The organism is Pinisolibacter sp. DMC19, from assembly GCF_056313985.1.
This window is the reverse complement of sequence record NZ_JBQUZF010000006.1, coordinates 77,881-92,082: the sequence shown is the minus strand read 5'-3', so window position 1 is coordinate 92,082 and position 14,202 is coordinate 77,881. Positions and strand designations below refer to the sequence as shown.

13 protein-coding genes are annotated in these 14,202 nt (G+C 69.8%); 7 read left to right on the top strand and 6 right to left on the bottom strand.

Annotation, left to right across the window (positions count from 1 at the left end; all coding sequences use genetic code 11):
* The first annotated feature begins 34 nt into the window (after positions 1–34).
* The 5 genes from ACT53U_RS15410 to ACT53U_RS15390 are packed head-to-tail and all read left to right on the top strand — an operon-like array spanning position 35 to position 6,345.
* Positions 35–1,147: a glycosyltransferase family 4 protein gene (locus ACT53U_RS15410; protein WP_476156520.1), complete on the top strand. Its 1,113-nt coding sequence runs from the start codon at positions 35–37 to the stop codon at positions 1,145–1,147.
* Positions 1,144–2,664, top strand: coding sequence for a glucosamine inositolphosphorylceramide transferase family protein (locus ACT53U_RS15405; RefSeq protein WP_476156517.1), 1,521 nt, complete (start codon positions 1,144–1,146; stop codon positions 2,662–2,664). The genes ACT53U_RS15410 and ACT53U_RS15405 overlap by 4 nt, the downstream gene beginning before the upstream one ends.
* Positions 2,661–4,070, top strand: a complete 1,410-nt coding sequence (locus ACT53U_RS15400) for a lipopolysaccharide biosynthesis protein (RefSeq protein ID WP_476156515.1) — start codon at positions 2,661–2,663, stop codon at positions 4,068–4,070. The genes ACT53U_RS15405 and ACT53U_RS15400 overlap by 4 nt, the downstream gene beginning before the upstream one ends.
* Before the next feature lie 41 nt (positions 4,071–4,111).
* The gene (locus ACT53U_RS15395) at positions 4,112–5,035 is read left to right on the top strand and encodes a glycosyltransferase (protein WP_476156514.1); all 924 of its coding nucleotides are present in this window, start codon (positions 4,112–4,114) and stop codon (positions 5,033–5,035) included.
* A gap of 23 nt (positions 5,036–5,058) precedes the next feature.
* Positions 5,059–6,345, top strand: coding sequence for an O-antigen ligase family protein (locus tag ACT53U_RS15390; RefSeq protein ID WP_476156512.1), 1,287 nt, complete (start codon positions 5,059–5,061; stop codon positions 6,343–6,345).
* A gap of 4 nt (positions 6,346–6,349) precedes the next feature.
* Here the strand turns inward: ACT53U_RS15390 and ACT53U_RS15385 are convergent, their stop codons facing one another.
* Genes ACT53U_RS15385 through amaB form a run of 3 tightly spaced genes read right to left on the bottom strand, consistent with a single transcriptional unit; the run spans position 6,350 to position 10,369 of the window.
* Positions 6,350–7,573, bottom strand: a complete 1,224-nt coding sequence (locus ACT53U_RS15385; RefSeq protein WP_476156510.1) for a CaiB/BaiF CoA transferase family protein — start codon at positions 7,571–7,573, stop codon at positions 6,350–6,352.
* Between the two features lie 10 nt (positions 7,574–7,583).
* Positions 7,584–8,777 (bottom strand): acyl-CoA dehydrogenase, encoded by a 1,194-nt coding sequence (locus tag ACT53U_RS15380; RefSeq protein WP_476156508.1) that lies wholly within the window; start codon positions 8,775–8,777, stop codon positions 7,584–7,586.
* A gap of 50 nt (positions 8,778–8,827) precedes the next feature.
* A complete protein-coding gene (gene amaB / locus ACT53U_RS15375; RefSeq protein WP_476156506.1) occupies positions 8,828–10,369 on the bottom strand; it encodes an L-piperidine-6-carboxylate dehydrogenase in 1,542 nt (513 codons plus the stop codon).
* Positions 10,370–10,506: 137 nt separating this feature from the next.
* On the opposite strand from amaB, the gene ACT53U_RS15370 reads away from it, so the two are divergent.
* A complete protein-coding gene (locus tag ACT53U_RS15370) occupies positions 10,507–11,427 on the top strand; it encodes a LysR substrate-binding domain-containing protein (RefSeq protein ID WP_476156503.1) in 921 nt (306 codons plus the stop codon).
* Positions 11,428–11,440: 13 nt separating this feature from the next.
* Here the strand turns inward: ACT53U_RS15370 and ACT53U_RS15365 are convergent, their stop codons facing one another.
* Entirely contained in the window at positions 11,441–12,034 is a 594-nt protein-coding gene (locus ACT53U_RS15365; RefSeq protein WP_476156501.1) for a nucleotidyltransferase family protein, read from the bottom strand.
* 86 nt (positions 12,035–12,120) lie between these two features.
* Here ACT53U_RS15365 and ACT53U_RS15360 point away from each other — a divergent pair, with 86 nt between their 5' ends.
* Entirely contained in the window at positions 12,121–12,792 is a 672-nt protein-coding gene (locus ACT53U_RS15360; RefSeq protein WP_476156499.1) for a transglycosylase domain-containing protein, read from the top strand.
* On the opposite strand, the gene truB is transcribed toward ACT53U_RS15360, so the two are convergent.
* On the bottom strand, positions 12,793–13,767 hold the full coding sequence (truB, locus tag ACT53U_RS15355) for a tRNA pseudouridine(55) synthase TruB (RefSeq protein ID WP_476156497.1): 975 nt from the start codon (positions 13,765–13,767) through the stop codon (positions 12,793–12,795).
* 25 nt (positions 13,768–13,792) lie between these two features.
* The gene (gene rbfA, locus ACT53U_RS15350; protein ID WP_476156495.1) at positions 13,793–14,197 is read right to left on the bottom strand and encodes a 30S ribosome-binding factor RbfA; all 405 of its coding nucleotides are present in this window, start codon (positions 14,195–14,197) and stop codon (positions 13,793–13,795) included.
* Between the last annotated feature and the right edge of the window lie 5 nt (positions 14,198–14,202).

The following is a 14,202-nucleotide window of genomic DNA, read 5'->3' as shown; positions in this document are numbered from 1 at the left end:
CGACGGGGCCGTCGCTCGGGGGAGCGGAATCGGCGTGCGCGTACTCTTCGTCCAGACACAGGTGGAGAACGCCGGCGCCCAGGAGATCTCACGTCTCGTCGGGGCGGGCCTGGCCGCGCGCGGCCATGTCGTCCACCACCTCTTCTTCTACAGCCGCACCAGCGGGCCGGGCGACCTCGACAGTGTCGAGACCTGCGCGCCGGCGCGGCCCGACGGGCTCGTCGCCACGCTGCGGCTGATCTGCGCGGCACGTCGGCGGATCGCCCGCTTCGCCCCGGACGTGATCCTGACCTTCCAGCACTGGGGCAATGCGCTCGGCGCACCGATCGCCCGGACGGTGACGCGCGCGCCGATCATCGCCAATCAGGTGTCGCCGCCGGAGCTCGTCGGCTTCGCGGCGCGTGAACTCGACCGGCTGTGGGGGCTCTTCGGCCTCTACCGGACGATCACCACCAATTCGGAAGCGACGCAGACCTATTTCCAGCACTATGCCGAGGCCTATCGCAGGCGTCTTGTTCCGGTTCCCTACGGCTGCGAGAGCAAGTCGAGCGATCTCGACCGGGCGGGCGCGCGGGCGGCACTGGGGCTTCCCGGCGACGCGCCGATCCTCGGCTGCGCGGCACGACTGCATCCCTCCAAGCGGCTCGACGCGGCGATCGCGGCCCTGCCGCATCTGCCGGGGCACCATCTCGCGATCGCCGGTCAGGGCGCGGCGGAGGGCATGCTGCGCGCGATCGCGGCCGGTCTCGGCGTCGCCGACCGCGTGCATTTCCTCGGCGAGCTGAAGCCGAGCGACATCGGCACCTTCCTCGCCGCGCTCGATGTCTTCGTCTTCCCCTCGGCGGTGGAGACCTTCGGACTGGCGGTGCTCGAGGCGGCGGTCGCCGGTGTGCCGGTGGTCGCCTCGCAGCTGCCGGTGCTGCGCGAGGTGCTGGTCCACGACGGCGAGGCCGCCGCGCTCTTCGTCGACGTCGAGAACCCCAAGGTCTTCGCCGAGGCGATCACCCGCGTGCTGACCGACGGGGCGCTCGCCGCCAAGCTCGCCGCGGCGGGCACCGCGCTCCGGCGGCGCCACTCGCTCTCCGGCATGATCGACGCCTATGCGGCGTTGATCGAGGACACGACCCGAGAGGGAGCGCCGCGATGAACGTCCTGCTGGTCGTCGAGACCGGGCGGACGCGGCGCTGGATGGCCGATCTGGCGGCCGATCTCGCCGCGTGCGGCCTCACCGTCCGCGCCCGCGTCACTGATACCCCGCCGGCGGCGACGATCGTCGCGCTGGCGCTCGAACTCGACCGGCTGGTGTCGCCGCGGCCGCGCCGCCGTGGCTACGAGACCATCGTCGCCGCCGAAATCGCTCCGCCGCCCGATGACGGCTTTTCTCCCGATGCGGTCGTCGACTTCTCGGCCGCGCCGCGGCCGGTCGCGGGGGTCGCGACCCTCGCCGTCGCCTGGGGCTGCGCCTGCGGCGAGGACGCGCTGGTCGGCGCGGTGACCGCCGGGCCGCTCGAGGCGACGATCTTCGACGTCGCGACCGGCGCCGTGCTGGAGCGGGTGTTCCCGTCGTTCGAGACCATCACGGGCCTGACCGACGCCGTCGGCGTCTGCGGCGCGCGCGCCGCCACGGCGATCGCCGCCCGTCTCGCCGCCCGAGCACGCGGGCGCGACCGCGGCAGGCCCGACGGCGCGCGGATCGATCTCGCACCCGCTCGGCGGCCCGACCTCGTTCCGACGGCGAAGGCGACCGCGCTGCGGCTGGTGCGCTTCGTCTATCACCTCGCCTGCCGAGCGCCGCACTGGCGGGTCGGCTGGCGGATGATCGACGGCCCCGGCCTCCTCGACGGCGCGGGCTTTTCCGGTCCCGCCTTCCGGCCGATCGCCGATCCGGGAACGCATTTCTATGCCGATCCCTTCGCGGTCGAGGTCGACGGGCGGACCTGGGTGCTGGTCGAGGATCTCGACCACGCCACCGACCGTGGGCGGATCGCGGCCATCCCCTTCGACGACGACGGCCCCTGCGGCCCGGCGGTGCCGGTGCTCGAGGAGCCGTGGCACCTCTCCTATCCGTTCCCGATCACCATCGACGGCGTGTTGCACATCATGCCGGAGAGCTCGACGGCGGGCGATCTCGGCCTCTATCGCTGCATCGCCTTTCCCGACCGCTGGGAACGGGTGGCGACGCTGGTCGAGGAGCCGATCGCCGACGCCACGGTGGTCGAACACGCCGGCCGCTGGTGGATGTTCTCGACCCTCGACGACGGCCGCGGCGGCTGGTCCGATCTCGGTGTCGTCCACCATGCCCCATCGCCGATGGGGCCGTGGCGGCGACTCGACGGCATGCCGATGCCGATCGACGCCCGCATCGCACGACCCGCCGGCCATGCCTTCGTGCGCGACGGCCGGCTCTTCCGCCCGGTGCAGGACTGCAGCCGCACCTACGGCGGCGCCGTCCACGTCGTCGAGACGACGCGGCTCGACGAGACGGCACTGGAACAGACGATCCGCTTCACCCTGGCGCCCGGACCGCACTGGCCGGGCGGGCGGCTCCACACCGTCGGGCGGCTCGGCCGGCTCGAGGTCGTCGACGGCGCCGTGGTGCGGCCGAAATGGGACGCGATCGACCGACTGGTCGCCCGGCGCTTCGAACCGCGGAGCCCGGCATGATCGCGCGGCTCCTCGACCGCTTCCGCGGTCACACCATCCTCGGCGCGCTCTTCGCGCTCGGCATGAAGGCGGGCGGATCGATCGCCGCGCTGGTGATGTTCGCCCTGTCGTCCTGGACCATGGGGATCTCGGACTTCGGTGAACTCGCCGTCGTCTTCGCCATCGTGTCGCTGGCTGCGGTGATCTCGGTGCTCGGACAGGACATCCTCATCCAGCGCGCCTGGGGCGAATATGTCGAGCATCGGCCCGATCTCGCCGCCGGTGCGCTGCGTTTCGGCCTCGCCGTCACCTCCGTCGGCGCGCTCGTGTCGAGCAGTCTCTTCGTGGTCGGCGCGCACTGGGTCGACGGGCGGCTGACCGCGCCCGAAATCCTGGCCGCCGGCGCCTTCCTGCTGTCGCAGACCGGGCTGCACTTCACCTCGAACGTCGCGCGCGTGGTGTGCGGCACGCGCGTCTCGGAAGCGCCGCGCGAACTGTTCTGGCGCCTGCCGCTGGTCGTCGCCGCCGGCGCCGCGGCTGTCTCCGACGGCCACATGTCGATCGCGCTCTTCTTCACCACGGCGGCCGCGGCGCAGATCCTGTCGATCGCCCATCTGGCGCTGCGGATCGTGGCGTCGCTGCCGCCGGACGTGCGGGCCGCACGGCCGACCCGTCTCGTCGGCGTCTGGGCCCGGCGCAGCCTGTCGATGTGGCTCGCCGCGCTGGCGGAGGCCGGGCACCAGTATGCCGACCTCATCCTGATCGGCCACTTCCTCGGGTCGAGCGCGGCGGCGGGCTATTTCGTCATCATGCGGATCGCGGCGATCTTCTCGATGCTGGCCGGCGGCATCCACAACTACGCCACGGCGAAGATCTCGACGCTCTATTTCGCCGGCCGCCTCGCCGACCTGCGGCGGCTGATCGCCCATATCTCGATGCTGACGCTCGGCGCCACCACCGTCGCCTTCCTGCCGATCCTGTTCGCCGGACCGCTGCTGCTGTCGGTGTTCGGCCCGGAATACCGCGGGCTGCAGGTCGAGCTGATCCTGATGTGCGTGATCCTGGCGGTGCAGGGCCTCGCCTGGCCGGGGCCGACGCTGATGCTCTTCATGGGGGCGGACCTGCTCTACATGAAGCTGGTCGGCGGCGCGCTGGTCGTGCGCATCGCGGCGCTGGTCATCCTGGCGCCGGCCTTCGAGATCCGGGGCGCGATCGGCGCGGTCGCCCTGTCGCTGATCCCGATGGTGATTGCTGTCTCGGCGATCTGCATCCGCCGCTTCGGCATCGACCCGACCGTCGCCTCGATCGTCACGGCACCGCTGCTTTCCGGCCGCGACGCCGAGCGGCAGGCCGAGATCGCCCGGCGGCGAGGCTCCGTCCAGAGTGGACGATCCGACGAAAACAACCTCGATTTTACAGAAAAATAAGCAATGAATGTTCGACTCTGAATCGCCTCAGAGGAAACCGAATGGCGCGAATCCCCAAAATTCTGCACTATTGCTTCGGCCTGGCCGAAGACTTCGGCGGAAAGCCGTGGAGCTTGTCGGCGCACGTCTGCGTCGCGAGTGCGGTGGCGCACATTCGACCGGACGCCGTGTTCTTCCACTACGAATACGAACCTCAGGGCCCGTGGTGGGAGCTGACGCGCAAGCTCGTGACGCCGGTGAAGATCACCGCACCGCGCGAGATCTTCGGCAATCCGGTCGATCATCCGGCCCACCGCGCCGACGTCGTGCGTCTCGAACGGCTGATCGAGCAGGGCGGCATCTATCTCGACGCGGACGTGGTGGTTCACCGCAGCTTCGACGATCTGCTCGACCATTCCGCCGTGCTCGGCACCGAGGCGATGGGACGAACGACCTTCGGAACCGCCAATGCCGTGATCCTCGCCGAGCCGAACGCGCCCTTCCTGACGCGCTGGTACCGCCACTACGACACGTTCCGCGGGCGACGCGACAGATATTGGAGCGAGCACTCCGTCCAGCTGCCGAACGCATTGGCGGTGCGGCACCCGGACGAGATCACCGTGCTCGGCCCGCACGCCTTCTTCCACCCGATCTGGCTGCTCGACCAGCTGGAGCTGATCTTCAACTCGACGCAGCCGATCGTCTTCCCCGACACTTGGGCGACGCATCTGTGGGACGGGCGCTCGTCGCGCTACACCCGCGGCCTGACGCCCGGCGACGTTCGGCGGCACGACACCAACTTCCATCGCTGGGCGCGGCCCCATCTCGAAGGCCTCGCCGACGACTACGGCGCCACGGGCGATCCGATCCCCTTCGAGAGCCGTCTGGCCGGCCGGGGCGAGTTGATCGCCGAGAAGCTCAGGCAGAAGCTGCTCTACGAGCCCAAATACCGCCTCGCCAACCGGACGAAGACACGCTTCGACTGAACGGCCGACCGGGACGACGTCGGATGACCATGCAGGATTCGTCCATCGCTCTCCACGACCCGGCCGCGTTGCGGGCGGAAGCGGCGCGTCGGGTGGCGATCGCCGCCTATTTCCTGATCGTGATCGTCGGCATCGGTCCCTTCGCGCCGGGGCTGGTGGGCGCCGACCGCTCCGAGATGATGCAGCAGCTCGTGATCGAGGCGATGTGGGTGACGATCGTCGCCGTGTCGCTGCCGCATCTGCGGCTCGGGCGCATCCGCTGGGATCGCCGCATCGGCCTTCTCGCGGGACTGATCGCCTATGCCGTGCTGTCGTCGCTGTGGGCGATCCCGGCGGTCGGCCTCGCGGCACCGACCAAGGGCGCGGTGCTGGCCTTCAACGCCTTCGCGACCTGGGTGCTGTTCTCGACACGGCGTTGGGACGAGATCGTCGAGACGACGATCGCCGCCCTTGCGGTGCTCGACTTCGCCTCGCTCGTCGTCGTGGTGTTCCTGCCCGACGTCGGCGTGCTCTCGACGTGGATGCATGCGGGCCTGTGGGCGGGCGTCTACGATCACAAGCAGACGCTGGGCATCACCTCGGCGATCCTGCTCTATCTCTCGGCGACGCGGTTCCAGGCGCACGATCGCCCATGGCCGCGGGCCTGGCACGCTCTGGTGTCGGCCACGGCGATCGTCTGCATGATCGGCGCCGGCTCGCGCGGCGGCCTCGTGCTGGGCGTCGGCGCCGTGGTGCTCGGCATCGGCGCCGGCCGCAGTCGGGCGATCGGCGCCCTGGCGAGCTTCGTACCGCTGGCGACGATCGGCGTCGCCGCGGCGCTGATGGGCACGCTGTGGATCACCGATCTCGCCTGGTTCCAGATCGGCCCCTTCGAGATCGACTTCACCGAACGCACCGTGATCTGGAAGCACGCTCTCGACTATCTCGACGGCGGCAGCGCCGTGATCGGCTCGGGGCTCAACGGCTTCTGGGGCCGCAAGGAGGTCGTCGACGCCTTCATCGGCAAGAACGTCTGGTTCCTCGACAATTTCCACGACGGCTTTCTGGCGATCTTCGTCGAATGCGGCCTGATCGGCCTGACGATCTTCACCGCGATGACCGTGGCCTTCGTCTCGAAACGGCCGGAACCGGCGGCGTCGCGGGCCGAGCGGGAGCGCAAGATCTTCGTCTTCGGCTTCATGACGCTGTATTACGTCATCAACCTGACCGAAACCTACTTCCTGCGCTCGACCAACGCGGTGTCGTCGGTCTTCCTCTACTTCCTCTTCGTGCTCTTCTCCTCGGTCGGCGAGGGCGAAGACCCGATCTGAGCCGTCACGACCGACCGACGACGCCCTTGTCGACGAGACCGGAGATCTCGTCCGTCGAGAGCCCGAGCGCGCCCAGCACCGCGTCGGTGTCGGCGCCGAGCCGCGGCGAGGGACGATCCTGCACCAGCGGCGTGCCGGAGAGGCGGATCGGGTTGCGGATGCCCGGGACGGTGCCGCCCTCGGCCCCCGGCGCGGGAAGATCGAGCCGCATGCCGCGGGCGACGACTTGGCTGTCGGCAAAGACCTGAGCCACGGTGTTGATCGGCCCGGCCGGCACGTGCGCCGCCTCGAGCTTCGCGAGAAGATCGTCGCGGGCGAAGTGCTTCGTCTTCGCCTCGATCATCGGCACCAGTTCGGCGCGGGCGGCGACGCGGCCGGCGTTGTGGACGTAACGCGGATCGAAGGCGAGGTCCTCGAGATCGAGGATGGCGCAGGTGTCGCGCCACTGGCGATCGTTGCCGGTCGCTATGACGATGTGACCGTCGGCGACCGCGAAGACCTGATAGGGCACGATGTTGGGGTGGGCATTGCCCATGCGGGTCGGCGATTTGCCCGAGACCAGATAGTTCATGCCCTGGTTGGCGAGCATCGCCACCATCGTGTCGAGCAGGCTCATGTCGACGAGCTGGCCGCGACCGGTCTTGGCGCGCGCGGCGAGCGCCGCCTGGATGCCGATCACCGCGTGGAGCCCGGTGAAGAGATCGGCGACCGCGACGCCGACCTTGGTCGGCTCGCCGTCGGGCTGGCCGGTCAGCTCCATGTAGCCGCCGAGGCCCTGGATCATGAAGTCGTAGCCGGCGCGCGCCGCGTAGGGCCCGTCCTGACCGAAGCCGGTGACGGCGCACCACACGAGGCGTGGGTTCGCCGCCATCAGGGTCTCGTGGTCGAGACCGTATTTCTTCAGGCCGCCGACCTTGAAGTTCTCGATGACGACGTCGGCCTCCGCCACGAGGCGGCGGATCAGATCCGCCCCCTCGGGCTTCTCGAAGTCGACGGCGATCGAGCGCTTGCCGCGGTTGCAGGCGTGGAAATAGGCGGCGCCGAGATCGCCGCCGTCGGCGGCCTTCACGAAGGGAGGCCCCCAGTGGCGGGTGTCGTCGCCGGCGACCGGACGCTCCACCTTGATCACGTCGGCACCGAGATCGGCCAGCGTCTGGCCGATCCAGGGCCCTGCGAGAATCCGGGCGAGCTCGACCACCTTGAGGCCGGAGAGCGGAGCGTCGGTCATCGCATCTTCCTCAGAAGAACGCCTGGATGCCGGTCTGGGCGCGGCCGAGGATCAGGGCGTGGACGTCGTGGGCGCCCTCGTAGGTGTTGACCGTCTCGAGGTTCGCGGCATGGCGCATCACGGCGTATTCGATCTGGATGCCGTTGCCGCCGTGCATGTCGCGGGCCATCCGGGCGATGTCGAGCGCCTTGCCGCAGTTGTTGCGCTTGATGATCGAGATCATCTCCGGCGCCATCTTGCCCTCGTCGAAGAGCCGGCCGACCCGGAGCGCCGCCTGGAGGCCGAGGGTGATCTCGGTCTGCATGTCGGCGAGCTTCTTCTGGAAGAGCTGGGTGGCGGCGAGCGGCCGGCCGAACTGCTTGCGGTCGAGGCCGTACTGGCGGGCCCGCATCCAGCAGTCCTCCGCCGCGCCCATGACGCCCCAGGCGATGCCGTAGCGCGCCCGGTTGAGGCAGCCGAACGGGCCCTTGAGGCCGGAGACGTCGGGCAGCAGCGCGCTCTCGGGCACCTCGACGCCGTCCATGACGATCTCGCCGGTGATCGAGGCGCGAAGGCTGAGCTTGCCGCCGATCTTCGGGGCGGAGAGGCCCTTCATGCCCTTCTCCAGCACGAAGCCGCGGATCTCGCCGCCGTGGGCGACCGACTTCGCCCAGACGACGAAGACGTCGGCGATCGGCGAGTTGGAGATCCACATCTTCGAGCCGATCAGGCGATAGCCGCCGTCGATCTTCTCGGCGCGGGTCTTCATGCCCGCCGGGTCGGAGCCGGCGTCGGGCTCGGTCAGGCCGAAGCAGCCGACCCACTCGCCGGTGGCGAGCTTCGGCAGGTACTTCAGCTTCTGCTCTTCCGAGCCGTAGGCCTCGATCGGGTACATGACGAGCGACGACTGCACCGACATCATCGAGCGATAGCCCGAATCGACCCGCTCGACCTCGCGGGCGACCAGCCCGTAGGAGACGTAGCCGGCGCCGGCACCGCCGTACTTCTCGTCGACGGTGACGCCGAGGAGGCCCAGGGCGCCCATCTCCTCGAAGATGGCGCGATCGGTCTTCTCCTCGAGATAGGCGTCGACCACGCGCGTCGCCAGACGGTCCTGGGCATAGGCCCGGGCGGTCTCGGAGATCATGCGCTCGTCTTCGGTCAGCTGCTCGTCGAGGAGGAAGGGATCCTCCCACTTGAAGGGGGCACCCTTGGGGCTGGCCATTGTCGTTTCCTCGTTTCTTGTCCGATGGGGGGAGACGCGGGGACCGCGTCTCAGGTTTCGACGTCGAACTTGACGCCCTGCGCCAGCGGCAGGGTCAGTCCGTAGTTGATGGTGTTGGTGGCGCGGCGCATGTAGGCCTTCCAGGCGTCGGAGCCGGCCTCGCGGCCGCCGCCCGTCTCCTTCTCGCCGCCGAAGGCGCCGCCGATCTCGGCGCCCGAGGGGCCGATGTTGACGTTGGCGATGCCGCAGTCGGAGCCGAGCGCCGAGGTGAAGAGTTCGGCTTCGCGCAGGTCGTTGGTGAAGATCGACGACGACAGGCCCTGCGGCACGGCGTTGTTGAGCTTCAGCGCGGTCTCGAACTTGGTGTAGCGCATGACGTAGAGGATCGGCGCGAAGGTCTCCTCGACCACCGGGCCGCCCTGCGACGGCATCTCCACCAGCGCCGGGGTGACGTAGACGCCGCCCTCGCGACCGGGGACATTGACCCGCGTACCGCCGGTGACGGTGCCGCCGACCTCGCGGGCGGCGTCGAGCGCCTTCTTCATGCGCTCCCAGGCGGGCGCGTCGATCAGCGGGCCGACCAGCGTGGCGCTGCTCGACGGATCGCCGACGGCGACCGATCCGTAGGCGCGGCGCAGGCGGGTGACCAGCGTGTCATAGATCGAATCGTGGACGAAGAGGCGGCGCAGCGAGGTGCAGCGCTGGCCGGCGGTGCCGATCGCCGAGAAGGCGATGGCGCGCAGCGACAGATCGAGGTCGGCCGAGGGCGCGACGATGGCGGCATTGTTGCCGCCGAGCTCGAGGATGGCGCGGCCGAAGCGCTTGGCGATGCGCGGGCCGACGGCGCGGCCCATGGCGGTCGAGCCGGTCGCCGAGATCACCGGCACGCGCGGATCGTCGACCAGGATCTCGCCGATCGGACGGCCGCCGAGCAGCATTTCGAGCAGGCCGTCGGGGGCCTCGTTGCCGGCCTCGCGGTAGCGCTTGACGGCACGCTCGAACAGCGCGGCGACGGCGAGCGCGGTCAGCGGCGTCTTCTCCGACGGCTTCCAGACCACCGAATCACCGCAGACGAAGGCGAGCGCGGCGTTCCACGACCACACCGCGACGGGGAAATTGAAGGCCGAGATGACGCCGACGACGCCGACCGGGTGCCAGGTCTCCATCATCCGGTGCGACGGACGCTCGGTGGCGATGGTGAGGCCGTAGAGCTGGCGCGACAGACCGACCGCGAAGTCGCAGATGTCGATCATCTCCTGCACTTCGCCGAGGCCTTCCGACACGATCTTGCCGGCCTCGATGGTGACGAGGCGGCCGAGTTCGACCTTGTGGGCGCGCAGTTCCTCGCCGAGCAGGCGGACGAGCTCGCCGCGCTTGGGGGCGGGCACCGAGCGCCAGACGCGGAAGGCGGCGTCGGCGCGGCCGATGGCGGCCTCGGCCTCCTCCGCCTCGTGCTCGATGACGCGGCCGATCTCGGAACCGTCGATCGGCGAGGTCACCGGCAGCGTGCCGCCGCCGAACAGGGCGCGATCGACGCCGAGGGCGACGAGCAGATCGTGGGTCTCCGCGGCGAGCGGGGTCGAAAAGGTCATGGGGCGAGCTCCGGATACTCGGCAGACAAAGGGGCTGGCCGGGCGACGCGTCCGTCGGCCGGTGTCGGGTCATGACAATCATGCTCGACAGGCCGCGAGAAAAGCGAGAAATTCTCACCAGGTCATGACAGCAAGGAATGATCCCCGTGTTTCGCCGCGGCTTCCTGCCCCCGATCGGTTCGCTGGTCGCCTTCGAATGCGCCGCCCGGCACGAGAGTTTCTCGCGTGCCGCAGAGGAACTGCACCTGACGCAGGGAGCGATCAGCCGCCAGATCCGGGCCCTCGAGGACCTCGTCGGCATCGCGCTGTTCGACCGGGTGCGCCAGCGGGTGGTGCTGTCGGAGGCGGGGCGGGCCTATCTCGCCGACGTGCGCCGCACGCTCGGCGATCTCGGCGAGGCGACGCATCGGGTGATGGGCTTCTCGGGCACGCGCGGCGTGCTCGATCTCGCGGTGCTGCCGACCTTCGGCGCGCGCTGGCTGGTCCGGCGGCTGCCGCGGTTCCTGGCGGCGCATCCGGACGTCACCATCAACATGGCGGCGCGGATCGCGCCCTTCGACTTCGCCAGCGACCCGTTCGACGCGGCGATCCACGTCGGCCAGCCGGTGTGGGCCGGCGGGGTGCTGTCGCATCTGATGGACGAGGAGGTGGTGCCTGTCGCAGCACCCGGCTTCGCCGCGCGCCACGGCCTCGCCGCGCCGCGCGATCTCGAGGCGGCGCCGCTGATCCACCAGTCGACGCGGCCGACCGCCTGGGCCGACTGGTTCGCGGCGATCGATCTGACGACCGACGCGGTGTGGCGCGGGCCGCGGTTCGACCAGTTCTCGATGGTGTCGGAGGCCGCCGCCGCCGGCATGGGCGCGGCGCTGGTGCCGCGCTTCCTGATCGAGGAGGAACTCGACGGCGGGCGGCTGGAGATCCTCTTCCCGCTGCCGCTTGCCACCCGCTCCGCCTATTATCTGGTTCGACCAGAGGCCGAAGGGCGCTCGGCGCTGGTCGCCGCCTTCGAGGCCTGGCTCGTCGCCGAGGCGCGGGGCGAGGGCGCGCGCGATGAGTGAGCCCGATCGCGGATCACCACGGTTCGACCGTCAGCTCCGGCCACAGCGCCGCCATCCGCGCCGCCTTGGCGGCATGGGTCGCGGCATTGTCGAGCACGCGGTTGGGTCGGATGTGGAGCGCGAAGACGTCGTCGAGGCCGAAGGGGGCGTAGACGTCGATGCGGCCGTCGGCCGCCATCCGCAACCCGACCGCATGGCAGACCGAGGCATAGCGGCCGAGCGCCTCGGCGCTCGACGACAGCGGGGCGTAGGGCGCACCGAAGCGCCGTTCGAACCAACAATGGACGCGGGCCTGATTGCGCGCCTCGACCGGGACCGGCCAATCGGCGAAGATCGTCCCGACGCGGGCGATGACCCGGTCTTCCGCCTCGAAGGAGAGATCGACGGGATCGAACCAGACGAGGTCGATGTCCTTCAACCCGTGACCGGAGGGGCGGCCGGTCAGCCGGTTCCAGACAGTCTGATAGACGGCGCCGGAGACGACGAGCCAATCGGGCAGGGCGAGATCGCGCGCCCGGACCAGTGTCGCGGCGATCAACGGGTCGCTCGCGACGATCTCGACCAGGTCCGCGCGGCGGGGTGCATCGTCGACGAGCGGAGCGATCACGGCAATCTCCCGATGGAAGGGACCATGAAACAACGCGACTGCGATGTCGAAACGATGAAGCACCGATCGCGGCCGGGGACGACGCGATGAGGCTCGTGCGCATCGCGGCGATCGTCCTCGCCCTCGCCGCGCTGTGGCCGGCGGCAGGGCTCGTCGCCCATTCGATCGGCCATCCACCGACACCCTTGATGCTGTGGCGCGGCCTCTCGGGCGCGACGGTGACGCGGCAATGGATGCCGCTCTCGCACATCGACCGCGACGTCGTCGTCACCGCCATCGCCTCGGAGGACAACGGCTTCTGTGGTCACGGCGGGGTCGACTGGGACGAGTTGCTCGACGTCGTCGACGAGGAGGGCGGCCCGAGCCGTGGCGGCTCGACCATCACCATGCAGCTGACCAAGAATCTCTTCCTGTGGAACGGCCGCAGCGTGGTGCGCAAGGCGATCGAGATCCCGCTGTCGATGCTGGTCGATCTGGTCTGGTCGAAGGAGAAGATCCTCGAGACCTGGCTCAACATCGCCGAATGGGGGCCGCACGGCGAGTTCGGCATCGAGGCCGGCGCCCGGCGTGCCTTCGGCAAGGGGGCGGAGCGGCTCTCGCCCCGCGAGGCGGCGCTGCTCGTCGCCATGCTGCCCAACCCGCACACGCGCGACGCCCACGCACCGAATGCGCGGGTCGCCAGGGTGGCAGGGATCATCGCGCGACGGGCGGCCAAGTCGCCGGAACTCGCCGACTGCATCCGCCCGCCGAAGCTCTGATCACGCCTCGTCGAGCATGAACACGCGGCGCGGCATCAGTTCGCCGCGGGCGACCTCGCCAATCGCCACCAGTTCGCCGCCGCAGGTCGCATAGACCGCGTCCTCGTCGGCGATGGCGTCGCGGCCGCGCAGGATCACCGACTGACCGCGACGCAGACGGGCCGCGGCATCGCGGTTGACCGCCACTTCGGTCACTTCCTGCAGGCCTGCCTCGACCGGCGAGAGGAGCGCGCGGACGGCTTCCGAACCGCCGGCCTCGAACGCCGCCTCGAGCTCGGAGAGCGGGATCATGTCCTCTTCCTCGAAGGGGCCGACGACGATGCGGCGCAGGCCGACGACGTGGCCGACGGTGCCGAGCCGCTTGCCCATGTCGCGGGCGAGCGCCCGGACATAGGTGCCCTTGCCGCATTCGCATTCGAAGACGGTGGTGTCGGCGTCGGGCATCTCGACCAGATCGAGGCCGAGGATCTCGATCGGACGGGCCTCGAGTACCACCTCCTCGCCGTCACGGGCGAGGTCGTAGGCGCGTTCGCCGTCGATCTTGATGGCCGAGAACTTCGGCGGCACCTGCATGATCTCGCCGATGAACTCCGGCAGGATCGCCTCGATCGCGGCGCGGGTCGGGCGCACGTCGGAACGGGCGATGACCTCGCCCTCGCGGTCGTCGGTCGAGGTCTGGATGCCCCAGCGCACGGTGAAGCGATAGATCTTGGTGCCGTCCATGACGAAGGAGACGGTCTTGGTCGCCTCGCCGAGGGCGATCGGCAGCATGCCGGTCGCCAGCGGATCGAGCGTGCCGGCGTGGCCGCACTTGTTGGCGTGGGCGAGCTTCTTCAGCCGCGCGACCGCCTGCGTCGAGGTCACCTCGAGCGGCTTGTCGAGCACGACCCAGCCGTGAACGTCGTCGAACTTCTTCCTGCGGGCCATGGATGGGCTGCCTTCCGTCGAATTCCGAATCTGGTCGATCGGGCGCATCGCACCCCGAGGTCGCTGTCGCGCCTCACTTCGCCTCGTCGTCGCCGAGGTCGCGAGCGACCTCGGGACGATGGAGCACGGTCGTCACCGCGTCGTCGTCGTCGTAGCGGGTGTCGAGGATGAAGCGGATGTCGGGGGCGAACTTGAGGTCGATCCGGCGGGCGATCTGACCGCGGAACCACTTCCGCGACCGCTCGAGCGCCGCCATGACCTTCTTGATGTCGCGACCGCCGAGCGGCATCACCAGCGCGGTGGCGTTCTTGAGGTCGGGCGACATGCGCACCTCCGGCACCGTCAGGATGATGCCGTCGAGGTCGGGATCGGCCATCTGGCCGCGGGTCAGCACGTCGGCGAGGGCGTGGCGGATGATTTCGCCGACGCGAAGCTGACGCTGGGACGGGCCGGAGCCCTGTTCGTCGAAGCGGGACATGGGGT

What these genes read in the sequence shown, in the direction of transcription:
- ACT53U_RS15400 (WP_476156515.1), top strand. Translation starts at nt 2,661, where the DNA reads ATGATCGCGCGGCTCCTCGACCGCTTCCGCGGTCACACCATCCTCGGC.
- ACT53U_RS15380 (WP_476156508.1), bottom strand. Translation starts at nt 8,777, where the DNA reads ATGGCCAGCCCCAAGGGTGCCCCCTTCAAGTGGGAGGATCCCTTCCTC.
- ACT53U_RS15370 (WP_476156503.1), top strand. Translation starts at nt 10,507, where the DNA reads ATGATCCCCGTGTTTCGCCGCGGCTTCCTGCCCCCGATCGGTTCGCTG.
- rbfA (WP_476156495.1), bottom strand. Translation starts at nt 14,197, where the DNA reads ATGTCCCGCTTCGACGAACAGGGCTCCGGCCCGTCCCAGCGTCAGCTT.
- amaB (WP_476156506.1), bottom strand. Translation starts at nt 10,369, where the DNA reads ATGACCTTTTCGACCCCGCTCGCCGCGGAGACCCACGATCTGCTCGTC.
- ACT53U_RS15405 (WP_476156517.1), top strand. Translation starts at nt 1,144, where the DNA reads ATGAACGTCCTGCTGGTCGTCGAGACCGGGCGGACGCGGCGCTGGATG.
- ACT53U_RS15385 (WP_476156510.1), bottom strand. Translation starts at nt 7,573, where the DNA reads ATGACCGACGCTCCGCTCTCCGGCCTCAAGGTGGTCGAGCTCGCCCGG.
- ACT53U_RS15360 (WP_476156499.1), top strand. Translation starts at nt 12,121, where the DNA reads ATGAGGCTCGTGCGCATCGCGGCGATCGTCCTCGCCCTCGCCGCGCTG.
- ACT53U_RS15395 (WP_476156514.1), top strand. Translation starts at nt 4,112, where the DNA reads ATGGCGCGAATCCCCAAAATTCTGCACTATTGCTTCGGCCTGGCCGAA.
- truB (WP_476156497.1), bottom strand. Translation starts at nt 13,767, where the DNA reads ATGCGCCCGATCGACCAGATTCGGAATTCGACGGAAGGCAGCCCATCC.
- ACT53U_RS15390 (WP_476156512.1), top strand. Translation starts at nt 5,059, where the DNA reads ATGACCATGCAGGATTCGTCCATCGCTCTCCACGACCCGGCCGCGTTG.